We start from the raw sequence: 24722 nt of genomic DNA, 5'->3' as shown, positions 1-24722 counted from the left end.
TTCTTTGTATGCTTAATGGATAAAGTTTTCAAATTCCTTTTTCTTTTCTTCAAAAGACTTGGTCGCTGCAGCGTATGCTGACGCTTTCTCCGATTCTGCTTTCGCTTTATATTCCAAATACTTTGCATAAGCTGTACTTTTTGCAGATCCAATATCGCTTAATGCACTTTTAAAATAGGATAATACTGTATTTAAGTCTTCATCCTTTTCATGACGTTTTTGTTCAAATTCAACTGCCGGAATTTTATTAGCTTCTAAGCCATTACTTTTACTCTCATACTCTCTCTTCGCTGATTCAGCCTCTTGAATGAATTGCTTTAACTCTCTTTCTTTATCTTTTAAATAATCATGTAAATCATCATACCGATCTCGTTTCCTCGCACTTTCTGTAAAACCAGACGCATTTAAAAAAGCATTGTACAATTCATCTAACATCTTTCTCCCCCTTTAGCACAATAACTATGTAGTTAAATTCGTATATTTAAACATGAATATTCATTACATTAAGAATTAACAAATAATTATTTTTACATATTGCTATTTTATCAAAGGGATTTTAACATTTCCATATTTTATGAATGGCTTTCGCATTTTTCTTCAATAAAGTGAAACTTTAATCAATATGACTATGTATTTATTATTTCCTTTTATCCAATTCATTCATATTAAATCCTTGCTTGAGAGTAAGACCAATTCTTTCTTATTTCATCAACAACTATTTCTCGATAATCCCAATGAAGCGTACGAGTAGACTCCCTGATTCGTTATACTATTCCTTGGGCTGTTTTATTTCTATATTCATTCCAATATTTTGGCTCAGTCGCTCTTAAAAGAACGATAGAAAAAGGATCTGATATGAATATCAGATCCTTAACTTTAATTTCTTAATACATACATCTTTTTACACGATAACTGGTTCGTACGTGCTCAAATTATCATACTCAGTTTTTACAATACTAGGCGGAAAGTTAACACATCCTTAGATTCACCTTTTCTTGTAGCAGTGCATAATATTTAATAAAATTAAAGCATATTTTTACTTACCAGACTTAATTTTTTCGTTATATTCTTCTAAAGTTAACCCTTTTTCTTTTAGATAGACAGCAACTTCTTTTCCTACATAACGATAGTGCCATGGCTCATACTTAATGCCAGTAATATTCTCTTTCTCTTTTGGATAGCGGAGAGTAAATCCATATTCTGCAGCATTCTTATCTAACCATTTGAATGCATCGGTAGTTTCAAATTTTGCATTTAAATCTTCTACAGTATTCTGCCATTCAACTGAAATAATGTCTAACGCTAATCCAGTATGATGTTCACTTGCACCAGGATACTGAAGATATTCCAATGCCTTAGCACTAGCCTCTTTATCCGACAAACCTTGAGATTTATAGCTTTTAACTGAAGCATCATAATAAGTTTGTTGTAATTTTATAGCTCGATAACCTGATCTTAAATAAAGATTGATTCCCTCTTTTTTTGCAGCTGCTACCATATCCTGATAGGAAGTTGCAATTCTACTATCTATTTTCATATTTGGCTTCGCATTTTGGGTGATACTTGTTAATTCAATTCCTAGTTCCTTTGATAACATATGCTCTCTATTTACAAGGATAATTCTCCAATCATTAACATCAGAGATAGGTAAAACATCTTTTTTCTTCGCATGTATTTCATTTTTATTTTTATCGTTATTATTAGTAGTTGCCTGAGATGTTTGCTTTCCACTACAAGCAGCAAGACTCCATCCCATTGCTAATACCAATGCTAAAATTATAAATTTTTTAATTGTATCTCATTCCCTTTTTGTTTATTAGTCTTTATACCAATTTCCCAACACGTCTCTAGGAATCTCCTTGAAATCCTTCAAAGAAACCGGGCCGACAAATTTTTTAATTCCATGTTTTTTAGAATTTTCATCCGAATAATCTTTTAAAAATTGAATTTTAAATTGTTTCTTACCATCAGCATAGTCGGTTACTGTCGGTACGATTGCCGCTTGTCGTATACCAAAAGTTTTATCTTCATACTTAACAAATTGTACATAAGATAATCCTCCAACTAATGTTTCTAATTTTTCTTGCGCAGAAATAAGATTTCCAAGAGAATAATAGATTAGCGTTTCATGTCCATCTTTATTTTGTTTCCACTCAATTGGTTGAATTACATGTGGATGATTTCCAATTACTACATCTACACCTAAATCTGTTAAATATTGAGCAACTTCTTTTTGTTGCTTTGAAGGTGTTGAGGTATATTCTACTCCCCAATGCACCATAACAATCACCATATCAGAGCTACTCTTTGCCTTTTCCACATCATTTTGTATCGCTTTTTTATCAATTAAATTTAAAGCCCAAGACTTATCAGCTGGAATTTTAATTCCATTCGTACCATATGTATAATTTAGTAACGCAAAACGAATACCATTTTTTGTAATCGTTTTTATTTCATTACGCTCGTTTTTACTCTCATTAATACCTACTGGGATAACATCCGGATATTTTTTCCAGTATTCTCTTGTATTCGCAACACCTTTAATACCCATATCCATAGCGTGATTTGTCGCTTGCGTCACTATATTGAATCCAGTGTCCACTAAAGATTGTCCTACTTCTTCAGGTGTATTGAAAGTCGGATATCCCTGTACTTTTAAATTATTTCCGGCAATCGGAGTCTCCTGGTTCACTATAGCAAGATCACTTGATTTAACAGCTTTTTTGATATTTTCATAAATATAATTATAATCATATGAACCGTCTTTTTGTTTGCCATCTTTAATTACTGCGTCATGATATAAATTATCACCCGTTGCTATTAAATTCACAACCGATTGTACTTTTTTATCTTCCGTAAAATTAGGAGACTGTTGGATAGGACTTTTCTCTACCCAATTTGGTGCTTTTAATGATGTATCTATATTGGATTCAGCCGGTGGTAATGAAGCTTTAGATGTCTTAACATCTGTATTACCACAAGCGGTTAAAAGCACTAAAAAAATAAGACATACTAAAAAAAACTTTTTACTTCTCTGTAAAGTATCTAACATGTGATCCTCTTTTCTGTTTTATTCCTTATAACCAGTTCTAACAAATCATTCTTTAAAACAACGTATTTTGGTTTTACCCTTAATTATGGAAGGACACTCTGTTACACCTGCTTCGGAATATACTAATAATTGTTTTCCGCTTTCTAGCAATCTATCGATTCCATCAGAAGTGATAGGTTACTAGAAAAAGATGATCCATCAGGATGTCGACTAGTTTGATATACCTATTCCAATTGCAGTAACTCGTTTAATATTTAAACAAGATAGGAGAATCGTTCATATAGCCTCTTCTCTCGCTTTATGTTTAAAGTGCCTCCAAAAAAGGGATCGTTGCTGTACCCCTTTGCATAGTGCAAAATTTTTGCAACTAATTTCTTTCATTCAAGCGACAAACATTATACCGATAACAATAAGTAAGACCCAAGAACTTATTTTACCAATATACGAAAAAAGTAGCAATCTTTTGTCCCATATAAAGAAGCCCATTAGGAGAAATGAACGAGAGATTCATTCTATTCAATTCCTTCATTGATTAATAAAAAAACAAGCCACCCAACTATTGGATGGCTCTATACTATAAAGAGAATTTGTTATTGGATTACTTCAATTTCCCTTCAAAAACAATCTTCCTACCGCACGGCTCAACTACTGTTTTGCCGTCTTTCTTTACTTCATGAAAGATTGGCTCTTCCATACGACGAGACGGAGCGTAGCCTTCTTGTTCCATACGTGCTAAGCAGTCTGTAATTGTTTCATTTTCAAGTACTTCAAATTTCTTTTTATTAGGTTGTTTTGTCATGCCCTAACCTACTTTCTATTTTTCTTGATGCAAATTGATTTTTCATGTAGACCATATATAACATTGCGAGAATTCCCATTATAATCATAACCGCAATAAAAAAGCTTGTATACTGTATTTTTTCTATAAATACGCCGCCTAATACAGGTCCCATAATACTTCCTAAACTAAAAGCGATTCCGGATAATATATTACCTGCCGGTAGTAAATGTCTCGGTAATAAATCAGTCATAAATCCAAGCCCTAAAGAGAAGCACGATCCAATAACCATACCCGCTAAAAGCATGCAGGCAAAGACGATCCAGTAATATTGATCAAATACGGCGGCAAGTAGAAAAATGCCCGTACTTATGCTAAACGTCCACGTTAATATACGGTCCCTTCCGTATTTATCACTCAATATACCGAGCGGAATTTGTGTAATAATACCCCCAACTGCAAATGCTGGTAATAAGAAGGATACATCTGAAACAGACCACCCTTTACGAAGTGCGTATACTGGTAAGTTACTGTTTAGCATTGCTTCAAGTACGCCATATGCAAGTGGTCCTAGCAGTGCAATCCATCCTAATCCAACAACTTGTTTATAACGAGAAAATGATGATTCACTCTTCACTTCTCTTTCATCTTGCGCTGGGAATGCATTTTTTGTTGGAAGTAGTAAAAGCCAACCTATTAGACAAAGTATAGTAGATATAATAAATGGCGTTGCAAGACCGTACTGCACAGTGCTTGCTAAATACGGACCAACAGCAAAACCAATTCCGAAGAATACACCGTATATCGATACTTGTCTCCCTATTTTACTTGGGTCTGATGTTGTCGTGATCCACGTTTGTGTTCCGACATGAAGCATATGATCTCCGACTCCAACTAGAAATCTAAGGATAAACCATACCCAAAACGAAAATGTTTGTGTAAAAAAGAATAATGAAATAATAACGAGAAACCCACCTATAACAATAATCGGCTTCATTCCAAACCTTTGCATCGGTTTTTCAAGAAACGGCGAAATAACTAATATCCCAATGTACAATGCCGTCGCATGAATACCATTAATACTTGAACTAATCCCTTCTTGTTCAAAAATCATTGCAATGGCAGGTAAGAGCATTCCTTGTGATAAACCCGAGATTGCTACAATCCCAACCATAATCCAAAAAGTAAAACGCATCGACATCCTCTGTCCCTCTCCTTCTCACGCTTTCCACTTTTCATTATAAACTGTTTCTGCAAATGCGTGTACGAATATTCGCAATAAAAAACAAGCTAAAAGAATGAACCTTTTAGCTTGTTATCTTATCCTTCCCAAACTTGTGCTTTCACATTGTAATGAAAATGTTTAAAATATGGATTTTCATAAAATGATGGTCCATATAAGTAATGTTGCATATGAGCTGTTAGTGGCTGCTGCAATTGTAAAGGAACTACAGCTGGTGAAACTTGCATATACATCGGATCTATCATTATTTTTGTATAGATATGATGATTATATGGCGAATAAGCGATTAAGGATGGTTTATGCATTGATAATCTCCCCTTATACATACAAATGTTATAGTATATGCAACACTTCTCATTTCGGGGATTATTTCTGTTCTAACCAATTCTCTACATGTTTTATAAATACATCTAAACAATCAATAAACGGTGAGTGTCCGCAATCTTCTAATACATTCAACTCTGCATTTGGCAAATGTTTCGCTAATTCCTCACCGACTACTTGCGGTACGACATAATCTCTATCACCTTGTATGACGAGTGTTGGCGCTTTAATACGATGAATTTGCTTACTTCCCTCTACAACCCCATTATGTTCATCTGAAATATTAAATGTAATGAGCGCATAATTCACATCTACGAAATTACGTTGCGTTAACATATCATCTAAATACTTTTCATAACGGTCCGGTTCAGGTTGATTATGCGTATATATTAATAGATTCCATACTGTACGGTAATATAGTTTGTTCATATTTTTTATCGCATCTAATACTGGAGCGATTTGTACTGGATCTTGCGCAATTTCTTCTTTCGTCTTTACTAAATTTGATACAATCGGCTGCCCATTCGTATCTTTTTTAAAGATTGGGTATCCTTTCATTCCTACTGATTCTACTAAAATTAACTTTTCTACAAAATTTGGGTGATTCGCTGTAAATTGCATCGCAACGCCACCGCCCATTGACCAGCCCATTAATGAGAATTTCTCTAGCTTTAACTCGTCGATAAATAATTTTACATCTTCTGCAAAGTCTTGTAATGAATCTATGGACTGATTATACGTTGATTGTCCAAACCCTCTTAAATCAAGAGCGTAAATATGGTATTGATCTTGCAACTTTTCAATAACTAAATCCCAATGTTGTGACGATGTCATGTTCCCGTGAATGAGTAAAAGAATATCTGTATTTCGCCTTCCAACTTCCTGATATGCAATCGTTTCTCCGTTCGATAGTGAAACAAACTCCATTGTTGCAGGCTTAATCATCACAAGTTCCCCCATTCTATTTAATAGAAAGAAAATTCTTTACTTAATTAAAGAATAGCACGTAGAATGTACGTTCGCAACATAAAACCTATAAGAATTTTTTACATAAATCAACATGTCTATTACTAGACAATTATTATAAAAAAGTATATAGTTAGCTAGGTAACTAATTTGAAAGGATCAAAATACATGGACGAAAAACAACATTTTTTTCACATCGTCAGCCAGACTTCTCGAAAGTTTACGAAGAAATTTAATGAACGTGTATCTCCAACAGGGTTATTTAGTGCGCAATGGGCTGTTATTTTCCGCATTAATCAAACTGGTTCTTGTACGCAAACAGAATTGTGCCAGTATTTAAATGTTGAATCACCAACGATGACTCGTACGTTAACACGTATGGAAACGATGGGATGGATTATTCGTACAGAAGGTAAAGATCGCCGCGAGAAGCTTATTTCTTTATCCGAAACAGCGATAAAGATGATTCCAGTATGGCAAGAAGAAGTTGATACTTTCGAAGAAAAAACGCTAGAAGGTATTAACGAAGATGATTTACATCAAGCATTTCAAATGTTACAACAAATTATTAAAAATTTAGATTAAATTGGAGGGATGACGATGCAAAGTGAGAAACTTTGGACGAAGGATTTCCTCGGAACTTGTTTTAGTAGTCTATTTCTCTTCTTAACATTTTACATGCTTATGACTACTCTGCCTGTCTATGTAATAGACGGCCTAAAAGGAAAACCTGAGGAAATTGGTTTAGTTGCAACTGTGTTTCTTATTTCTTCTGTTTTATGTAGACCATTCACAGGAAAATGGCTCGATGATTTAGGAAGAAAGAAAATATTATTTATTTCACTTTCATTATTTTTAGCCGCTACTGTTATGTATTTCGGTGCGCAAAGTTTATTCTTATTACTTGCCCTTCGCTTCTTACACGGTATTGGGTTCGGGATGGCAACGACAGCTACTGGTACGATCGTAACTGATGTTGCGCCAGCTCATCGACGAGGCGAAGCACTTGCATATTTCGGCGTATTTATGAGTCTACCGATGGTAATTGGTCCTTTTTTAGGTTTAACAATTATTTCTCATTTTTCGTTTACTGTGTTATTTATCGTTTGTTCCGTATTTTCATTACTTGCATTTTTATTAGGACTACTTGTCGATATTCCTCACGAAGCACCTGTTAGCAAACAAAAACGTGAAAAAATGAAATGGAAAGACTTAATCGAACCATCTTCTATTCCAATTGCACTTACAGGATTTGTTTTAGCCTTTTCTTATAGTGGTATTTTATCCTTTATTCCTATTTATGCGAAAGAACTCGGTTTAAGTGAAATTGCAAGTTACTTCTTTATTTTATACGCACTTGTTGTTGTCATTTCTCGTCCATTTACAGGAAAGATTTTTGATCGCTTCGGTGAAAATGTACTCGTTTACCCTGCTATCATTATTTTCACAATCGGAATGTTCATATTAAGCCAAGCACAAACTTCATTTTGGTTCCTTGGCGCAGGTATGCTAATCGGTTTAGGTTACGGAACATTAATTCCGAGTTTCCAAACGATTGCGATTTCTGCCGCTCCAAACCATAGACGTGGTTCTGCGACAGCTACGTATTTCTCATTCTTTGATAGTGGTATTGGTTTTGGTTCTTTCATTTTAGGTATTGTCGCAGCGAAATCCAGTTATCATAATATGTATTTTATCGCAGCTATTATCGTTGCGTTCACTTTACTTTTATATTATGGATTACACGGACGAAAACAAAAATTCAAGAAACAACCTACAGACGGAAAAATTTCCGCTTAACGTTAATAAGGAAAGTAAACTTCCCCGTTTACTTTCCTTATTTTGTATTTCTTTCAAGACGAGCGTATACTTATAGTAGAAATAAAAAGGAGGGCCATATATGAAACTAAAAAGATCTCCCCTACTCTTACTTATACTAACATTCATATTTGTAATTACAGGGCTTGGGTTTACTTACTTCAAACAAAATAAAACGACCCCATCAAAACATAATGTGACAAAAGAAAACTGGTTAAATGACCCTTACTTACGTTGGTCATATACCCATATGAAAGAATTCACTTTAGTTAATAACGTAAAAAACAATCCTGACCAAATTGCTCACTTCCCTTCCGCATTGCAAAACTTAGATGATTTTGCTGTGGAGCGTAGATTCGGAAATACAACTCCTCTAAAAAAACTTTTAGACGATAACAAAACAGATGCTTTTGTCGTTGTACATAATGGACAACTTGTTTATGAACGATATTTCAATGAGTATAAACAGAATGAACCTCATGGTATGGCATCATTAGCAAAAGTCTTTACCGGGGCAATTATACAATCTCTCGCTGAAGAAAAACGTATTGACTTAGAAAAAACAGCTGACACTTACATAAAAGAATTAAAAAACACACCGTTCGGTAATGCCACACTTCAGCAATTAATGGACATGCAAGTTTCAGCTGAATATCCTACTCATGGATATGAGCAACCTGGGCTAGAAAATCAAGATGCACAATTATATTTAGCTAGCAATATTTTACCCCGCGGCAAAAATTACGACGGTCCGATGAAAATTTATGATATGTTACGGGAAGCCGAAGAAACTGCACCGCCTGGTTCTTCCTTTTCTTACAATAACGGATCAACAGAAACGCTTGCTTGGATTATTAGAACTATTACTGGTAAATCACTAGCTGAAAATGTAAGCGAACGAATTTGGTCTCAAATTGGTATGGAAGAAAACGCGTATTACGTTACAGATGAAATGAAAATAGAACAAGCAAGCGCTGGCTTAAATGCAACTGCTAGAGATATGGCGAGATTCGGGCAATTACTATTAAACAACGGGGAATATAACGGAAAACAAATTCTCCCTTCTTCTATTACAGAAAGTGTAAAAAATGTACAAGAAGGTGAACTTGAAATTAGTATTGGCGCTTCTATTTCTTATCATAATCAATGGTGGATTCCCCACAATGAACAAGGTGCTTTCGAAGTGTTAGGTAGTTACGGACAAACACTTTACATCGATCCGAAAGCAAATATGGTAATCGTTCATTTCTCTTCTAACGCAACGCCAAGTAATGAAATACATTCGGTTTATTCAAATATGTATATTGATATTGCACATCATTTAGAAAAGCTTCCACAGTAGTGGAAGCAGGAGTTTAAACCTTGCACAGTTATGACTATTCAATTGAACACTCGATCTGTTGTGCTAAAACGTCAATATAGTAAAAAAGGATCTCTCTTGATATAGAGAGATCCTTTTTTTTATTTCTTCTTCTTTTCTGTCGGTTGGCTTTGTTTAGCGAAATTAGATGAATCATCGAAATTTGGTTGCTTTTTACCTGCATTATTACTTCTACCTTTTCCCATATGTAATGCACCTCCCCTCATCCTTACTATTCCCAATAAAAAACTCCTCTTGCGTTCAGGAAAAAATTTTTATTGTCGCTTATTAATAATGTCCAACAGTTCTCGTAGTACTTCCAACACTCTCGGTTCTGCCATACCATATTGTATACTTTCAACCATAATGTTAATGGTGATCATCATGCTGAGCTTGATAAAGAACAGCTTGTGGATAAAAAACCGTACATTCCATACATGTGAAAGAAGTTTTAGTGGTATTTTGACTCATCCAAGCATATAAAGTAACTAAATACTTGCTTGGTACCTATCTGTTTGTTGCACAAAACCAACATCCCTAGTAATCTCTCGTAAGATATTTGGAGATAACAATCTTTAAAATTCTTAAGCAAATAATTGTAATTCATCAGATACAAGAATAGACATAAAAAAACGCTATCCTTTCCTATATATTTATAGAAAGAATAGGTTTTTTCATTTTAATAGTATTACTTGATAGTATTGGCATTCCTATTAAAGCTAATATACAAATAACATCAATAAACTTGTAACTATGCCAACCCAAATGCAAAGAATGAAACAATAACCCATAATGTCTTTAATTTTCAATCCCAGCACACCTAAAAGAGGTAATGCCCAGAACGGCTGAATCAAATTTGTCCATGCGTCCCCCCAACCTACCGCCATAGCGATAGTAGCCGGATCTACACCTAACTTCAATCCTGCCGGGACCTGCAGTGGTCCTTGTAAAGCCCATTGCCCCCCGCCAGATGGCGCCAATAAGTTTACCAGCCCCGCTGACCAATATGTAAATATATCAAATGTATCCTTTGACGCAATGGATGCCATCCATTCAATGATTGAGCTTCCCAAACCTGAACTACCTAAAACAGCAATAATCCCTGCATAAAATGGAAACTGTAAGATAATTGGAGAAATGGATTGCGCAGATTCTTTAAATCCTTGTGCAAAGTTACCAAGAGAACCATGTAGGAGCAAACCAAGTGACAAGAAAAACAAATTAATGATATTTAAATCTAAACTATGACCGTTCATGAATTCATAAACACAATACAACGTGCCGATTGCGCCTAATATTATTCCTAAAACTGGTGTCCATTCCAGTTTTTCCGCAGGAGTTAAACTTTTTTGAGGAGGTTTTACAAAAGAATTTGTATCAGTTTCGATTGCTTTATAGCTGATAATCCCACTTTTGGGAGCCATAAGTACAATAATAATTGGCATCGTGATGAATAGAGTGAAAAAAATAATTAAAGTAGAGTAACTAAAGATTGTTTGTGAGGTAGGAATAATTCCAATCATATCTACAAGAAAATGATCCTTTGTGGCAATTGTCAGGCCAATAGAACTGGAGAGACCTGCGCTATATAAGGCTGTCGGAGCATAAGCAGCTGCTACAAGTAATGGAAAATGTGCATTCGCATTCTTTTTTGCTACTTCCTTTGCAATGATAGCTCCCACAACTACGGCTAGCCCCCAATTGATATAGTATGCAATTGCACTGATCAAAAATGTCATCGTATAGGCCTTTTGAGGTGTATCGGCTAACTTTGCAACAGACTGCAAGGCTCTATTAATAAACGGGACAGAAGCTAACGTCATCCCTGTAACCATTAGCAATACCATTTGCATTGTAAACGTTAAATAAGTCCAAAACCCATCCCCCCAAGATTTTACGATTTTGTACGGATTTGAGGGATTCATCAACAAAGCTATAATGAAAGTAAATAAAGTGAGCAGCACTGCAATAACAAAGGCATCCGGGACATATTTCTGAGACCATCTCGAAAATATATTTGCACATCGTGTAAGCAACGATTCTTTCTTTTCTGGTTCTGAATTTGTCTCCATTAAGGAATGTTTCATAAATATTCTCCTTTCTAAATTTTAATAAGGTAAATATAAATAACATTCCACAAAAGAAAATAAAATCCTTTTGCACTTGCTGCATATTAATCAACTAGATCAATATTCAAATACCGTTCCTTTCAACCTTTCTGGGCATTACCAGCATTAGCGATAGCTGGTTTAGGTGCTCGTGACATTATGGGATTTTGTGTTGTGAACTTACTATATGCGGGTTTTATCATTTAGTCTATACTTCTTATTTATTTAAACGAAAAGCTAGTTTTATACTAGTTTTTTTACATAATAAATCATTTATTTCCCATGCAATTTATAACTGTATTCCACTCTACGTCCTTAAGATGTAATGCCTCAAACGCAAAAAAATCTTCACACACTTTTTCAATTAGATATGGATTTTCCCTCAAAAAATTCCACTGTAATACTTTAGGAAGAAAATGCATTTCATATTCTTTACTTCCCCGTACTACCTCATCAACTTCTCTTTCACAAATTCCTCTTATCAAGTAGTCATTTCTTAACTCAATTTGAATTTGTTGAAATGTATCGCTGCATTTTTTCAATTGAAGTAAACGCGTAACATACTTCCGAAAAAGTTCGCCATCATACTGAACACAGTTTATAATACGGTCGACTTCATTCATAATGTACGAGCCTTTTCTTCTATTTGTAATAACCATTTTTCACGCTTTGATACTTTACTCGTTTTCACAGATTGAAACACTGACCGTTTTATATCGCGAATGCCACAAAAACGTAAAACACCTCTCTTCATCATAATCCAATCTGCTGATCGATATAACAATGCGACGTACCATAGAGGCGAGTCTAACGTATTAATAACCCATGCTTTTTTCCCTTGCAATAATCCTTTCGGCAGAGCCCCTTCATATTTATAAGCAAATCCAGCTACGAAAATACGATCGATAAATCCTTTTAAAATTGCTGGCATCCCCCACCACCATATTGGATAGATGAATAGAAGTGTATCTGCTTCTTCTACTAACGTTCTGTACCGAGCTGTTTCCTCTTCATTTACTAAATCACGTCTTTTCTTCTCTTCATGAAACACGAGGACTGGATCAAATTGTTCTTTGTATAAATCAAGTACGGTAACTGAATGATTTGTTTCCTGTAGTCCTTTTTGCACATGATTTAAAATCGCCGCGTTAAAACTTGAAGGATTAGGATGAGCGTATACAATTAGTACATTCACTACATAACAACTCCCTCTATAAGTTAAAGTTTCCCCTTCTTTAACAACTTCTCTACAATTTGCACGTTTTTCGAACTTTGTAATAAACGGTTTAATACAGTAAGTAACTCTTCCTTTTCTAAATCTTTCAGTTTCTCTTTAACTGCACTCTCACCAGTGCCTTGAATATCATAAACAACTGCCGCCATATGTTTACAATAATTTTCATAGGGACACTCACAGTTACTTTCTGAAAAATCTTTGAGGTCGATAACGACTTCATAATTTCCTGCATTACCATTCACAAAAGCAAATACTTTATTATCATGTACTTCAACATCTTCTACATGTCCATCTTCATAATATTCATATCCTCTATCAATAATATATTTCGGAATATGCCTATATAGTTCTTTTATTAAATAAGCATACATAACAACACCTCTTCCTTTAATTCCCTTTTGACTTCCACAACCCCTGCATGTTATTCTAATAACTGTCAAATAGCAAGTCTATATGACAAAATGACTGACACCTATTCGGCGAAGGTGTCTCTTTTCATTTGCAGCCGATATGAATTGCCTCTTTCAGGCACATTCAATTTTTGACACTACACACTCAACACCATTCCCTGTATCAGGCTGCTTTAGCAGTCTTTTACTCTACATACTCCGTTATTTTAAGAAAAAAAGAGAGCTTAGCTCCCTTTTCTCGCCTTATACAATACCCCTTTTTCAGCATAGAGATATTCATCAGCTAATGTAATTTTCCCATCCAGTTTTAGTTCGTCTAATAATCTTGATAAATAAAATTGATGCAACATCTTTTTCGTGAATTTTCCTTCATGATGCGAAACGATATGTTCTTGAATATCTAATAATGATATCGGCTTATCTTGCTCTATCATATATTCATAAACTGTACTACGCAGTTTTACGTATTTTTCGAGTGTCACAGTAATGCGCAACCCCTTTCTTCTTAATATAAATTTTCGTAATCGGTTTTTTTGCAATAAAAAAACCTCTCCGATAAGAAGAAGTTACGTATATATCTTCGTCTTATCTCCCAGAACAAATATGTTCTGCTGGAATTAGCACCTGCATCGCGGTTGCTGGGTTTCATCGGGCCAGTCCCTCCACCTCTCTGGATAAGAAAATATTCACTTAATTCTTACTATACGTAATTCCACTTTAATTGTCAAACAAATATAATAAATATAACAAATTATATTTTCTTCCTTACTGTTCATACTACCCATATACGAACATGCAAGGAGGATTATGAAATGCATCAAAATGCTCGCGGATATGTACAAGATTCTTTTCAATCATTACAAGAAGCTAAAAATTGTTTAGAAGAAGCGCTCGAAACAGTTGAAAAAGATTTTAATCGCGCTCGTATTGAACAATCACTTTATGCTGTTGAACAAGCTATTCAACGTTGCGAGTACACCGTTCACATTTTAGAAAAAGATTAAAAACTTCCCATCTATTGATGGGAAGTTTTTTCAAATGGCATACTTCATAATTATTGCCGTTATGATTAAAAAATATACAGAATTAGCAATTTCTAAAATTCCTACTTTTATAATAGAAATTTTTTTGCCATACAACACAATTGCTCGAATGACACTTGGTATAAAAATAAGAGAACACCACGGATTAATCGCAAATACAATTATCGTTAATAAGATATGATATCCCCAAGATATAAGACGATACTTCGGGTTATTTTTTTCACGAATCATCGTTTTCACATAGAACGTACTACCTAAAAAGTATAAAAATGAAATAAGTGCAATGAATAAAGCTGTATGATCGATTTGCTTCATTGAAAAGTAATAACTAATTAACCCACTGATACAAAACACAATGATTGCACAAATATCATTTAATAGTGCTCTTTCATTTTTTTGACGGGCGTAATACATATTCACTATAAATAATGGAATCATTACTATTAAGAATAAAAGAATTCGCCACTCATATAATAAAGAAATCATCCCAAATAGGAACGCAATGCTGAAATAAACAATGGCAGCTTGTAAAAACTCTTTTTTTCGTCTTTGCTTTATGTACGTAAGAAATGGATACGTGGCTAAATAGATAAAAAACCACGCTAAAAACAATGGAATATGATAAATAGTAGGTTTCCCAAGTATGACACTTAATAAAAAAGGAATAACAAGCATGGCCCATGCACCATGTTGCTTCGGAATAACTAACTTCATTAACTATACACCTCACTTTTGAAAAAAGTTCTCACCTACCATTATACAAATAATTTTATATAATAACGGATGCATATTAAATCAATTTTTTGACAAAAAAATGCTCCTTACAATATGTAAGAAGCATGAAAGAGGCAAACGAATATGTAAGTCGCGACCCTACCTTATATGAGTATGCTTTTCTATGTCACGTTATGCTCATCTAATATACCGTATTTCTTTTTAAATCTTGTAAGAATCGTAATCCATGAAGTACTAAATAGTAATAAGAAAATAACATTCGAAATCGCATGGCTCAAATCAAAGTAAAAACTTGCGATATAATACGAAATGACAGTTTCCCACGTTGCTTCTCGTATAAAACCGAGAAGGCCCCAGAAATTCATAATCCAGCCAAATAAAAAGCCAACAATTACTCCGTAAAGAAGTCTTCCCCATAGCTTTTTCATAAAAAATGTATTACGAAGTAGACCTGCTATAAAACCAATCATGCCCCATGAAAACATTTGCCACGGTGTCCATGGACCTTGTCCTAAAAAAATATTGGATACGATTGCTGCTGTAGCACCAATCATAAAACCAGTTTCACTTCCAAATACAATTGCAGAAACGATAATGACAAAAGAAGTTGGTTGTACACTTGGTAAAATAGAAAATGGCACCCGGCTTACTGCTGCAATTGCCGCTAATACAGCAACGAGAACAATTTCACGTGAAACAAACGCCTTTCTTTCAAAACGGATATAGAAAGGTAACATAATAACTGCTAATATAAACAAACTACTTAACATGTAATAACCGTCCATGACAAGTGTCGTAAGAAGTAATGTGCCGATTATTACTGCAAAGATACATATTATGAATGCAACATATCGTTTGGACACGCTTCGTACACATCCTCCCACGTTAATGCATATGGCAATTCTTTTCGAATGAATCGATTAATAGATGTTGTATAAAAGAAGTTGCCGCTAAAAAATTCTTTCGGTGCATCATTCATAATGACTGTTCCATCAAATAACATCATACATTGATCAACGTATTTCGCTGCAAATTCAATGTCATGCGTCGCCATTACAATTGTTGTTCCTTCTTTTTGCAGCTTCCTAAATAGTTCTCCTACTCTTTCTTTCTTCCATGGATCTAACCCCTTTGTCGGTTCATCAAGTAATAATAAAGTCGGCTTTGATAATAACGTCGTACATAACGCAAGTAATTGTTGCTCTCCTCCGCTACAATCGTGCGGATGGCGTTCTTTAAGCGAATACAACCAAAACTGTTTTAGCGTATCTTCTGCTATTTCTTTTCCTTGTTCTCCGTATAATTCACGTGCACGTTCATACACTTCTTCCCACACTGTATCAAATGTAAAATGATAATATGGATGCTGCGATACATACCCAATACTTTTAAATCGTTCTTTCGAATCAATTTTATGTATCACTTTCCCATTCCACTTTACTTTCCCTCTTCTCGCTTTTTGCAATCCCGCTAAAATCGTTAACAGTGTAGACTTACCTGTACCGTTCTTCCCAACGAGCGCTACCCATTTTCCTTTTTCAATCGAAACTGATAAATCACGTAAAATAAGCGGACTATTTTTTTCATATTGGAACGAAATATGCTCTGCGCTTAAAATTACCTCTTGCTTTTCACTTTGTGCTATTGGCTCATTTACATATGATATCGCTGTAAAATCATTCATTTTCATTTGCGCCTCTCGCACTGTAAACGGAATATCTCTCACATTCCACTCTAAAAATAGCCTTGGAATTTGCGGAATAAATGGACGGAATGTTTCTACTCCCCACATATCCGTAATAACCATTTTAGGACTACCATCATACATAATACGGCCATTATCCATACAAACAACGCGTGTTGCAAGCGGGATAACTTCATCTAAACGATGTTCACTTAAAATAATCGTAATTCCAAGTTCTTCATTAATCCGTTTTAATAATCCTAAAAACTCTTTTGCAGCGATTGGATCTAACTGCGCTGTCGGTTCATCTAATAATAGCAATTTCGGCTGCATAACTAATACCGCAGCTAAATTGACAAGCTGCTTCTGCCCACCAGATAACGTATGAACAGATTGATGCAATAAATCTTGAAATCCTAAAAAGCTAATAAGCTCTGCTATTCTTTTTTGAATAATATGTGATGGTAATCCGATATTTTCTAAAGAAAATGCTAATTCTTGAATCACTGTATCCATAACAATCTGGTTTTCTGGGTTTTGAAATACCATCCCAATTTCTTGGGCAGATAACAAATCAGCTACTTCCTCTATTAAAACACCCTCATAAAATATCTCTCCAGAACGCGTACCAATTGGAAGTAACTCCTTTTTAAAATGTTTTAATAACGTCGTCTTCCCAGATCCCGATTCTCCAGCAAGTGCAATAAACTCACCTTTTTGAACAGAAAGAGAAATATGCTGTAACGCTTTTTCATTTTCATCAGCATATACAAATGATAAATTGTTTATTTCTGCATGCGCCACCATAACCATTCCCTTCCTTCCATTATAATTGGTAAACTAATAAACATCGTAAATACGATAAACATCATCCCATCGTATTGCTGAAATAAAATAGATTCGACTTTCGGATAAATGATTAACTTTCCTCCGCCATACGTACTACATATGATAGCAATTATAAATAGAATACTTAAATAACTGAGCGTATACCAATCTCGTTTTTCCATTCTATAGCGAATATATGTCGTACGTTTCGTTACACCAAATCCACGAGCTTGCATAGAATCTGCCGTTTGCAGTGCATCTTCCAATGAACAAATTAATAATACTTGCAGCAATTGCATACCATTTTTGACGCGTTCAATTATCGAACCTGAATCTACCTGCACACCTTTCGTCTTTTGAATGAGTGTGATTTTCTTTAATCGCCTTATAAACAAAGGAACAAATCTCACTGTAATCATCGTTAACAATGCAACTTTCGGTGAAATTCTTGAAAACAGATATAAAAATTTATGACTGGAAATAATATCATTGTATGACGCAAACGTAAACATAACTGCAACTAGTAATAACCCCATTACTATTCCAAACATAATCGCCTCAAGCTTAATACGGCTATCACCTAACCAAAATAATGTCGTTCGGCCTCTATGCGTTAATAACGAATTAAATAAAATGACCATAAAAAAGAAAATAATTGTGCTTGGTAACATCTTTCTTATCTTTTCGCTATTCCCTTGCATCACATTTAAAATAACAATTAATAGTATTGCTCCAATTAAAAAAAGAGGATGAAGACACATCATACATAGTATCATCACCCCGATATAATAGAAAAAATTCACAAAAGGATGTAAAGAAGAAAAACTTATTTTCATAGCCCTTTACCGAATGCCTTTCTTATTGTAATACGTATACCCACTCAATTGTATCTCCTGGTTTTACCGTAGCTACACCAGCACTATGGTTTGGAAAAGCACCGTTCACACGATATTTCCATCCACTAGTATCCGCAATATCTTTTTCATATAAATCATTAATACCTTTTACATAAATACTATCTCTAGATCCGCTTGCATCAACATCTAATCCTGTACGTTGTAATACTTTATACACTGTATCGCCTTCTTGTACATCCATCTTTTTCGCACCCATTATATATCCGTTATTTCCTTTTACCGAGATTGTTACTTGTTTTGCTTTAGGTACTGGTGGTACTGGTGGTGGCACTGGGTTTGGTGGTGGTACCGGTGTTGGTGGAGCTGGTACACTATTGTTCTCTTCTGACTTTTTCTTTTGCTCCTGCTTCGGTGTTTCTTTCGGCTGATTCACAACCTTTGCTTCTTCTTTTACTTCTGGTGCTTTCGGTTGTTGTTTCTCTTCTTGTGCTTGTTGCTGCTCTGGTTGCTTATTTACAGCCGGCTGTTCTTTCGGTTGTTCCTGTTGTTTCTCTTCTTTCTTTACCTCTGGTTGTGCCTGCGGCTTTTCCTCTTTCGGCTTCTCTTCTACTTTTTGTTCTTGTTTCTCTTTCTGCTCTTCTTGCTGCTTTTGCTCTGATTCAGCTTGCTTTTCTTCTGTTTTTTCTTCCGGCTTCGCTTCATCTTTTTGTTCTTCTTGTTTCGCTACCTCTTCTTGCTTCGGTTCTACCTTCTTCTCAGGCTTTACAGCTGCCTCTTCACATCCGGCAAGTAGCCCGAGCGAAAGCAGTAAAGAAATGAACCATTTCACCTTACTCATCCTATCTCTCACCTTTCATACGAAAATTAGGAGCAAATAATTGCTCCTAATTTTTTGTTAAGCTGCTTTACGTCTCCATAATACATATGCAGAAGCAATACATAATACACCCATACCTACTTCTGTTGCTGCACTATGAGAAGATGCTCCTGTTTTTGGTAGACTGTTACCGTTTCCGATTTTTTTATTCTTAACCGGTTCGTTATCTACAACTACTTTTAGATTTTCATCTTTTGTTTCTTGTTGTACTTGGTTTTGTTCTTTCGGTTCTTCAGTAACTTCTTTTTCTACTACATTATTTTCTGGTTCAACGACCTTTTCTGGCTCTTCAATCGGTTTTGGCTTAATTACATCACCAGCGTCTACATTAGACCAATCATAAATAGATTTTCCCATTTCCTTAAATTGAAGTAATGCTAAAAGAGCCTGTTCTGTAGCCATTCCGTTACCATTTTGATCACTTGGTAACCATTTAAATTCACCATTTGAAAGTTGATATGATAATAGGTTTTGCATTGCCTTATGAAGACGATTTTGATCTACATCTTTAACAAGTGATAATCCAATAATTGCTTGCGCAGTACTATTTGAATTTTCTTGTCCATCAGCTGAAAAACCGCCATTTTGCAGCTGTTCGTTATATAAATACGCAACAGCTTTTTGTATAGCTGGTTTCACATCTGATCGCTCTTGATAAGGAGCTAATGCTGATAAAACCATACCTGTTACATCAACGCTACTAGCACTATCTTTACTACCTGAACTATTATAAGTCCATCCACCGTCTGTATGCTGATTATTTAACAGTGCTTCCACTAGAGCAACTCTGTTCCATTTTGATTCAACTGGAATCTCATACTTCTTCGTATCAAATGCAAGTAAAGCAAATGCATAACCTGTAACAGAATTCACTTTATCTGACTCATACAATTTTTGAACTAAATTATGTCCACCTACATTTTTAGGGTCTGCATTCATTGCATTCATCATAATAATTGTTCTAGCTAAATCTGTCGCTGAAAAACGGTTAATACGCTTTTCTACTTTTTCAGTTACTGACTTAACATAATTTAATTTTGCCTCAATTGGCACATTCTTTCCAGAACGAGAAAGCGCTACAGCTACCCAGTCACTTTCAATTCCATCTTGTAACATCTTATCTGATGTTTTAGAAATGGCTTCGTTTAATTGTGCACTTGGATCTTGAATGTTCTCTTGCTGTGGTTGTTCTGTTTTTTTCCCATCTGACGTTTTACCGTCTTGATCACCTTGGTTTTTCTCATCTGGCGTTTTACCGTCTTGGTCACCTTGGTTTTTTCCATCTGGTTTTTCACCGTCTTGGTCACCTTGATTTTTCCCATCTGGCGTTTTACCGTCTTGGTCGCCTTGGTTTTTCCCATCTGGCGTTTTATCATCTTGACCTTCTGATTTTGGTTCTTCTGTTTTGCCACCGTTAGGTTCTTCTGTTTTACAAGTCCCGAACTTATCTAACGTTTCTTTCAATGTTTCCTGGCTCATATTGCTCCAGTCTGAAACAAAACGGAATACAACAACATCACCAGACTCTAATTTATAACTATCTGCCCCAACTTGTGCAGATGTATCATTTACATCGTATGTCCAACCACTTATAGCCCCGGCCATTAAGCCATCGATGCCTTTTACATATGTTCCAAACGACATCGTTTCAGATTCTACCTTGTCCCCCATGACCTTTTGCAGCAAACTTAAAGCTGTTTCCCCATCTTTAATTTGCTCTTCTTTCGGACATAACATAATGCCTTTTTGTGATTCCCCAATAATTGCAAGTTTTGCTGTATTTTCTTCAGCAAACGTAATATGTACTGTATTCGCAAAAGAAACAAATACAAGTGTCACTGCCATTAACGACGTAAGCAGCCACTTTTTCAACATTGCCATCCCAAAATTTCCTCCCTTACTACCATTTACACAAAAAAAGGCCCTTCAAGGGCGTGCGATTGACACTCTCTTTTTGTAAGTGTCGAACAAAAATGTACAACACCTCCTACCCGCATTATTCGCGGCTATATTTGTATAGGAAAAATAATTTTGTTTATGAACGTATCATTGTGATAACATTCACTTTTCTTGGCACAACTTACTTCCATTTAAGTTATCGTAAAACGATAAACCTATACATTCTGTAAATTTTAAATTTCTGTATTATTTTACTATTGACAAAGAATTTTGTCCATGCTTTATCGGATTTATTTTCTAAGAATAATAACTTATTAACTCTTAACTATGTAAACTCTTTTCACTAATAATGACGCCATCTTCATCCGCATAAACATATTCATTTGGATTCCAATCCACTTTTCCAAAGTGCAATGAAATATTTCGTTCTCCTTTTCCTTCTTTCACACTTCTATTTGGCATCGTTCCTAACGCTAAAATACCAATATTAATATTCTTTAGTTCACTAGAATCACGAACATACCCATTCACAATAATTCCTGCTAACTTTCTTTCTTCCGCAATAGCTGCCAAATTATCACCGAGTAACGCACAATTAGTAGACGCTCCGCCATCAACAACTAATACTGTTCCTTCTGGTAATGTTTGCAATCCTTCCTGCACTAGTACATTATCATCTTTCACTTTTACAGTTGCAATTTTCCCGTGGAATTGTTCTTTCTTCCCAAAAGATCGAAAAGACTGACGACATATTTGTAATTCCTTTTCAAATTCATCACATAGATCCGTAGTTTTCCACATCTTATTCCCTCTTTTCCTTTTTCTTTCTACATAACATATTCTTGGCTTATTTTCGTTTCCCTGTCTAACATTGCAATAATTTGTATGTACGGGAAAGGATACAAAAACTATTGCCTTAAGAAGCCACCTTTATTATAATCTATTTCACAGATTAAATTCAGAATATTAAAAATTAACCAAGTGAAGAAGGAGGGGATTTTATGCAAATACAAACTGAGGCAAAAAAACAACCTAGTAAACAAAAGTTTAAAATGCCTGATGCTTACGTACTACTATTTTTTATTGCCTTACTTTGCGCCATTGCTACGTATTTCGTTCCTGCTGGAGAATTTAAAAGGGTTACAAACGGGACCGTTACAACAACAATACCAGGTAGCTACCATTCTGTTCCCCAATCACCCGTAGGATTTGTTGCTTTTTTTACCGCTATTGAAAAAGGAATGACACTTGCTGCTCCTATTATCTTTCTAATTTTATTTACAGGTGGAGCCATTGCAATTCTTGAAAAAACAGGTGCCCTTGACGGTTTAATCTATCATGTTATTAACAAATTTCGTAATCAGCAATTACTTTTCATTTGTATCGTTGCTGCACTTTTTTCTATTCTTGGAACGACTGGCATTATCGTTAATTCAGTTATCGGTTTTATCCCCATCGGCATCATCGTTGCACGCACATTAAAATGGGACGCTATCGTCGGTGTAGCAATTATTTATTTAGGTACTTATGCTGGCTTTAATGCTACTATTTTATCTCCCTCACCTTTAGGCATTTCACAAAAGATTGCAGAACTTCCGATGTTTTCCGGAATTGGTTTACGCACCGCAATCTATATATCTTTTTTACTTGCCACTATCCTTTATATAAATTGGTATGTAAAGCGCTTGAAAAAATCGAATAAAGGAAGCATTCTTGGCGATAACTGGTTTCCAAGTAACGCTCTTTCAAGCGAAAAAGAAACAGAGAAAAAAGAAGTTCCTTGGACTATACGTCATAAATTAATTTTACTCGTTTCAGCTTTATCATTAATTGCATTTTTAATAGGCGCTTTTCGTCTACATTGGACGGACGCAGAAATGACTGCTACTTTTATTTTCATAGCAATTACAGCGGGAATAATAGGTGGTATGAAAGCAAACGATATCGCTTCTACTTTTCTAGCAGGTTGCCAAAATCTCATATACGGTGCTTTAATCGTTGGAATGGCTCGCTGTATTTCAGTCATTTTAGAACAAGGAAAATTGCTTGATACGATTGTTAACCAACTCGCACAAACTCTCGAAGGACAAAGCCCTGTATTTGGTGTTATCGGTATGTACGTAAGTAGTGCCGCATTACATTTCCTTATTTCATCCGGGACAGGAGAATCGGTTATTTTTATTCCGATATTAGCTCCATTAGCTGATTTCATGCACATTACACGCCAAGTTACAGTACAGGCTGTTATGCTTGGAGAAGGTGTAGTCAACTGCTTAAATCCAACTTCCGGTGTTTTAATGGGCGTTCTCGCAGCAAGCGGCATTTCTTACGGCAAATGGATTCGATTCATGGCTCCACTTGCATTCATTTGGTTTATCATTGGACTTGTTTTTCTTATTATTGGGGTGAATATTGAGTGGGGACCGTACTAAAATACCCATATATACTTAACTTGATAAAATATCTATCCTATTCTCCTCTTCACTCCTATAAAAATCATTTATTCTAGTAAACATATAAGAAGGGATTGATCATAATGATCAATCCCTTTTATCAAAATATAATACCTTTAAAAATCTTAGTTCCAAATTTTATTTACCCATTCAGGATGATCAATAAAAGGATTGCGGTTATGTTGATATTTTGTAAAAATCACTTCATTACGCTTTCGCTCTAAATCATCGACCGGGTCTTGTTCATTCCATTTTAATAAAACAGATAGTTTCCCCATGTATGCATCTTTATTGTTATTCACTTTTTCATTTAGTTCTAAATCTATTTCGCCGTTGTCCCCCTCGTAACGAACAGCCATATAAAACAGCATTCTAGCAATATCTCCTTTTACACTATCACGAGGTTCCCAAGAATCACTATCATATTTACATTCTGTCGCTTCAGAGTGATTTACACCACCGTTATCAAAATCCAGATTTCCACGTGAACTATTTACAGATACATCCGTCGCTCTTAAATGATGTAGATCTGTTCCAGGTCCTGCAGTCGTTCCAAAGTCACCGTGAGATTTTGCCCAAACATGCTCTCGGTTCCAGTTATTTACTCCTGATCCATTCGTAAGCTTCCCTTGCGAACGACCAGTATATAAGAGTAACACATTATTTTTATTATTTGGATCTTCATCAGTATCTCTTAGTGCTTCCCAAACCGCACTGTATGATAACTTTGTATGATTATCAATAATATTATGCAGTTCCTTCTTTAATTCTAACCCCGTTTTTCCTATTGCGTTATTATAATATGTATCGTCATAACTTTTTACAATAATCTCTTGTGCTGATGCAGGAGCTACTTCACCGTGTATAGTATCTGTGAATGATAGCGATGCAGAACCTAAAATAAAAAATGAAGATAGTGTAATCATAGCAATCTTTGTATTTCGAAACTTCATATACCCATTCCCCTTTAAAATATAATTTGAAGCTATTCACTAAAAAGTGCTTTCTAACCCCCGAAACCTTTTAGAAATCCATACCCCTTTTCTGTTT

General features: G+C 35.2%; 25 protein-coding genes, 2 pseudogenes and 1 riboswitch. Of the genes and pseudogenes, 6 read left to right on the top strand and 21 right to left on the bottom strand.

What is annotated here, in order from left to right; all coding sequences use genetic code 11:
• Positions 1-12: 12 nt before the first annotated feature.
• The 7 genes from N2V92_RS18575 to phaZ all read right to left on the bottom strand — a co-directional run bounded on the left by N2V92_RS18575 (position 13) and on the right by phaZ (position 6342).
• Positions 13-435, bottom strand: a complete 423-nt coding sequence (locus tag N2V92_RS18575) for a hypothetical protein (protein ID WP_016077459.1) — start codon at positions 433-435, stop codon at positions 13-15.
• Positions 436-1036: 601 nt separating this feature from the next.
• Positions 1037-1768 carry a M15 family metallopeptidase gene (locus tag N2V92_RS18570; protein WP_000241987.1) on the bottom strand — a complete coding sequence of 244 codons (732 nt, stop codon included), beginning with the start codon at positions 1766-1768 and terminating at the stop codon, positions 1037-1039.
• Between the two features lie 48 nt (positions 1769-1816).
• Positions 1817-3052 (bottom strand): CapA family protein, encoded by a 1236-nt coding sequence (locus N2V92_RS18565; RefSeq protein WP_000887606.1) that lies wholly within the window; start codon positions 3050-3052, stop codon positions 1817-1819.
• A 598-nt stretch (positions 3053-3650) separates the two neighbouring features.
• Positions 3651-3851 carry an NETI motif-containing protein gene (locus N2V92_RS18560; protein ID WP_000166303.1) on the bottom strand — a complete coding sequence of 67 codons (201 nt, stop codon included), beginning with the start codon at positions 3849-3851 and terminating at the stop codon, positions 3651-3653.
• Positions 3835-5031 (bottom strand): MFS transporter, encoded by a 1197-nt coding sequence (locus tag N2V92_RS18555; protein ID WP_000062776.1) that lies wholly within the window; start codon positions 5029-5031, stop codon positions 3835-3837. Before N2V92_RS18555 ends, N2V92_RS18560 begins: the two co-directional genes overlap by 17 nt.
• A gap of 119 nt (positions 5032-5150) precedes the next feature.
• A complete protein-coding gene (locus N2V92_RS18550) occupies positions 5151-5378 on the bottom strand; it encodes a hypothetical protein (RefSeq protein ID WP_000549498.1) in 228 nt (75 codons plus the stop codon).
• A gap of 61 nt (positions 5379-5439) precedes the next feature.
• Positions 5440-6342 (bottom strand): intracellular short-chain-length polyhydroxyalkanoate depolymerase, encoded by a 903-nt coding sequence (gene phaZ, locus N2V92_RS18545; RefSeq protein ID WP_016077458.1) that lies wholly within the window; start codon positions 6340-6342, stop codon positions 5440-5442.
• A 189-nt stretch (positions 6343-6531) separates the two neighbouring features.
• Between phaZ and N2V92_RS18540 the strand changes: the two genes are divergently transcribed.
• From N2V92_RS18540 to N2V92_RS18530, 3 genes are all read left to right on the top strand, one after another.
• Positions 6532-6948, top strand: a complete 417-nt coding sequence (locus N2V92_RS18540; protein ID WP_000343679.1) for a MarR family winged helix-turn-helix transcriptional regulator — start codon at positions 6532-6534, stop codon at positions 6946-6948.
• Positions 6949-6963: 15 nt separating this feature from the next.
• Positions 6964-8163 carry an MFS transporter gene (locus N2V92_RS18535; RefSeq protein ID WP_001190318.1) on the top strand — a complete coding sequence of 400 codons (1200 nt, stop codon included), beginning with the start codon at positions 6964-6966 and terminating at the stop codon, positions 8161-8163.
• A 100-nt stretch (positions 8164-8263) separates the two neighbouring features.
• Positions 8264-9523, top strand: a complete 1260-nt coding sequence (locus tag N2V92_RS18530) for a serine hydrolase domain-containing protein (RefSeq protein ID WP_000769540.1) — start codon at positions 8264-8266, stop codon at positions 9521-9523.
• Between the two features lie 441 nt (positions 9524-9964).
• On the opposite strand, the pseudogene N2V92_RS30045 reads toward N2V92_RS18530, so the two are convergent.
• Both N2V92_RS30045 and N2V92_RS18525 read right to left on the bottom strand, forming a co-directional pair.
• A pseudogene (locus N2V92_RS30045) lies at positions 9965-10113 on the bottom strand (IS4 family transposase); the annotation flags it as partial.
• Positions 10114-10260: 147 nt separating this feature from the next.
• Positions 10261-11628 carry a short-chain fatty acid transporter gene (locus N2V92_RS18525; RefSeq protein WP_000682890.1) on the bottom strand — a complete coding sequence of 456 codons (1368 nt, stop codon included), beginning with the start codon at positions 11626-11628 and terminating at the stop codon, positions 10261-10263.
• Positions 11629-11751: 123 nt separating this feature from the next.
• Here N2V92_RS18525 and N2V92_RS18520 point away from each other — a divergent pair.
• Positions 11752-11878: pseudogene (locus N2V92_RS18520) on the top strand (TIGR00366 family protein); the annotation flags it as partial.
• Positions 11879-11918: 40 nt separating this feature from the next.
• Here N2V92_RS18520 and N2V92_RS18515 read toward each other — a convergent pair.
• From N2V92_RS18515 to N2V92_RS18500, 4 genes are all read right to left on the bottom strand, one after another.
• Positions 11919-12272, bottom strand: coding sequence for a hypothetical protein (locus N2V92_RS18515; RefSeq protein ID WP_001006485.1), 354 nt, complete (start codon positions 12270-12272; stop codon positions 11919-11921).
• Entirely contained in the window at positions 12269-12844 is a 576-nt protein-coding gene (locus N2V92_RS18510; protein WP_001101653.1) for an NAD(P)H-dependent oxidoreductase, read from the bottom strand. Before N2V92_RS18510 ends, N2V92_RS18515 begins: the two co-directional genes overlap by 4 nt.
• A 23-nt stretch (positions 12845-12867) precedes the next feature.
• A complete protein-coding gene (locus N2V92_RS18505; protein ID WP_000271475.1) occupies positions 12868-13257 on the bottom strand; it encodes an SWIM zinc finger family protein in 390 nt (129 codons plus the stop codon).
• A 263-nt stretch (positions 13258-13520) separates the two neighbouring features.
• Complete coding sequence (locus N2V92_RS18500) at positions 13521-13778, bottom strand: hypothetical protein (RefSeq protein WP_000171476.1); 258 nt, start codon at positions 13776-13778, stop codon at positions 13521-13523.
• 100 nt (positions 13779-13878) lie between these two features.
• Positions 13879-13977: riboswitch (SAM riboswitch) on the bottom strand.
• Between the two features lie 131 nt (positions 13978-14108).
• Between N2V92_RS18500 and N2V92_RS18495 the strand changes: the two genes are divergently transcribed.
• Entirely contained in the window at positions 14109-14300 is a 192-nt protein-coding gene (locus N2V92_RS18495) for a hypothetical protein (protein WP_000554032.1), read from the top strand.
• A 30-nt stretch (positions 14301-14330) separates the two neighbouring features.
• Here the strand turns inward: N2V92_RS18495 and N2V92_RS18490 are convergent, their stop codons facing one another.
• The 7 genes from N2V92_RS18490 to rraA all read right to left on the bottom strand — a co-directional run bounded on the left by N2V92_RS18490 (position 14331) and on the right by rraA (position 22020).
• The gene (locus N2V92_RS18490; RefSeq protein ID WP_016077457.1) at positions 14331-15053 is read right to left on the bottom strand and encodes a YwiC-like family protein; all 723 of its coding nucleotides are present in this window, start codon (positions 15051-15053) and stop codon (positions 14331-14333) included.
• Positions 15054-15235: 182 nt separating this feature from the next.
• The gene (locus tag N2V92_RS18485; RefSeq protein ID WP_000044907.1) at positions 15236-15937 is read right to left on the bottom strand and encodes an ECF transporter S component; all 702 of its coding nucleotides are present in this window, start codon (positions 15935-15937) and stop codon (positions 15236-15238) included.
• On the bottom strand, positions 15910-17571 hold the full coding sequence (locus N2V92_RS18480; protein ID WP_016077456.1) for an ABC transporter ATP-binding protein: 1662 nt from the start codon (positions 17569-17571) through the stop codon (positions 15910-15912). Before N2V92_RS18480 ends, N2V92_RS18485 begins: the two co-directional genes overlap by 28 nt.
• On the bottom strand, positions 17544-18422 hold the full coding sequence (locus N2V92_RS18475; protein ID WP_016077455.1) for an energy-coupling factor transporter transmembrane component T: 879 nt from the start codon (positions 18420-18422) through the stop codon (positions 17544-17546). Before N2V92_RS18475 ends, N2V92_RS18480 begins: the two co-directional genes overlap by 28 nt.
• 22 nt (positions 18423-18444) lie before the next feature.
• Positions 18445-19281, bottom strand: coding sequence for a DUF4430 domain-containing protein (locus N2V92_RS18470; protein ID WP_016077454.1), 837 nt, complete (start codon positions 19279-19281; stop codon positions 18445-18447).
• Positions 19282-19338: 57 nt separating this feature from the next.
• Entirely contained in the window at positions 19339-21201 is a 1863-nt protein-coding gene (locus N2V92_RS18465) for a DUF4430 domain-containing protein (RefSeq protein ID WP_016077453.1), read from the bottom strand.
• A gap of 339 nt (positions 21202-21540) precedes the next feature.
• Positions 21541-22020: a ribonuclease E activity regulator RraA gene (gene rraA, locus N2V92_RS18460; RefSeq protein ID WP_000266045.1), complete on the bottom strand. Its 480-nt coding sequence runs from the start codon at positions 22018-22020 to the stop codon at positions 21541-21543.
• 200 nt (positions 22021-22220) lie between these two features.
• On the opposite strand from rraA, the gene N2V92_RS18455 reads away from it, so the two are divergent.
• A complete protein-coding gene (locus N2V92_RS18455) occupies positions 22221-23651 on the top strand; it encodes a YfcC family protein (protein ID WP_042598381.1) in 1431 nt (476 codons plus the stop codon).
• A 146-nt stretch (positions 23652-23797) separates the two neighbouring features.
• Here N2V92_RS18455 and N2V92_RS18450 read toward each other — a convergent pair whose 3' ends face one another.
• A complete protein-coding gene (locus N2V92_RS18450) occupies positions 23798-24625 on the bottom strand; it encodes an endonuclease I family protein (RefSeq protein WP_000672181.1) in 828 nt (275 codons plus the stop codon).
• Positions 24626-24722: the final 97 nt, after the last annotated feature.

It is taken from the genome of Bacillus sp. CH_48, assembly GCF_038008465.1.
Taxonomy (GTDB): Bacteria; Bacillota; Bacilli; order Bacillales; family Bacillaceae_G; genus Bacillus_A; species Bacillus_A thuringiensis_S.
This window is presented reverse-complemented; position numbering and strand designations above follow the sequence as displayed.

Excerpts from the sequence above, each read along its gene's own strand:
- N2V92_RS18470 (WP_016077454.1), bottom strand. The coding sequence starts at position 19,281 with ATGAGTAAGGTGAAATGGTTCATTTCTTTACTGCTTTCGCTCGGGCTA.
- N2V92_RS18455 (WP_042598381.1), top strand. The coding sequence starts at position 22,221 with ATGCAAATACAAACTGAGGCAAAAAAACAACCTAGTAAACAAAAGTTT.
- N2V92_RS18555 (WP_000062776.1), bottom strand. The coding sequence starts at position 5,031 with ATGTCGATGCGTTTTACTTTTTGGATTATGGTTGGGATTGTAGCAATC.
- N2V92_RS18530 (WP_000769540.1), top strand. The coding sequence starts at position 8,264 with ATGAAACTAAAAAGATCTCCCCTACTCTTACTTATACTAACATTCATA.
- N2V92_RS18565 (WP_000887606.1), bottom strand. The coding sequence starts at position 3,052 with ATGTTAGATACTTTACAGAGAAGTAAAAAGTTTTTTTTAGTATGTCTT.
- N2V92_RS18475 (WP_016077455.1), bottom strand. The coding sequence starts at position 18,422 with ATGAAAATAAGTTTTTCTTCTTTACATCCTTTTGTGAATTTTTTCTAT.
- N2V92_RS18480 (WP_016077456.1), bottom strand. The coding sequence starts at position 17,571 with ATGGTTATGGTGGCGCATGCAGAAATAAACAATTTATCATTTGTATAT.
- N2V92_RS18525 (WP_000682890.1), bottom strand. The coding sequence starts at position 11,628 with ATGAAACATTCCTTAATGGAGACAAATTCAGAACCAGAAAAGAAAGAA.
- phaZ (WP_016077458.1), bottom strand. The coding sequence starts at position 6,342 with ATGATTAAGCCTGCAACAATGGAGTTTGTTTCACTATCGAACGGAGAA.
- N2V92_RS18490 (WP_016077457.1), bottom strand. The coding sequence starts at position 15,053 with ATGAAGTTAGTTATTCCGAAGCAACATGGTGCATGGGCCATGCTTGTT.
- N2V92_RS18505 (WP_000271475.1), bottom strand. The coding sequence starts at position 13,257 with ATGTATGCTTATTTAATAAAAGAACTATATAGGCATATTCCGAAATAT.
- N2V92_RS18465 (WP_016077453.1), bottom strand. The coding sequence starts at position 21,201 with ATGGCAATGTTGAAAAAGTGGCTGCTTACGTCGTTAATGGCAGTGACA.
- N2V92_RS18575 (WP_016077459.1), bottom strand. The coding sequence starts at position 435 with ATGTTAGATGAATTGTACAATGCTTTTTTAAATGCGTCTGGTTTTACA.
- N2V92_RS18495 (WP_000554032.1), top strand. The coding sequence starts at position 14,109 with ATGCATCAAAATGCTCGCGGATATGTACAAGATTCTTTTCAATCATTA.
- N2V92_RS18450 (WP_000672181.1), bottom strand. The coding sequence starts at position 24,625 with ATGAAGTTTCGAAATACAAAGATTGCTATGATTACACTATCTTCATTT.
- N2V92_RS18540 (WP_000343679.1), top strand. The coding sequence starts at position 6,532 with ATGGACGAAAAACAACATTTTTTTCACATCGTCAGCCAGACTTCTCGA.
- N2V92_RS18535 (WP_001190318.1), top strand. The coding sequence starts at position 6,964 with ATGCAAAGTGAGAAACTTTGGACGAAGGATTTCCTCGGAACTTGTTTT.
- rraA (WP_000266045.1), bottom strand. The coding sequence starts at position 22,020 with ATGTGGAAAACTACGGATCTATGTGATGAATTTGAAAAGGAATTACAA.
- N2V92_RS18550 (WP_000549498.1), bottom strand. The coding sequence starts at position 5,378 with ATGCATAAACCATCCTTAATCGCTTATTCGCCATATAATCATCATATC.
- N2V92_RS18560 (WP_000166303.1), bottom strand. The coding sequence starts at position 3,851 with ATGACAAAACAACCTAATAAAAAGAAATTTGAAGTACTTGAAAATGAA.
- N2V92_RS18515 (WP_001006485.1), bottom strand. The coding sequence starts at position 12,272 with ATGAATGAAGTCGACCGTATTATAAACTGTGTTCAGTATGATGGCGAA.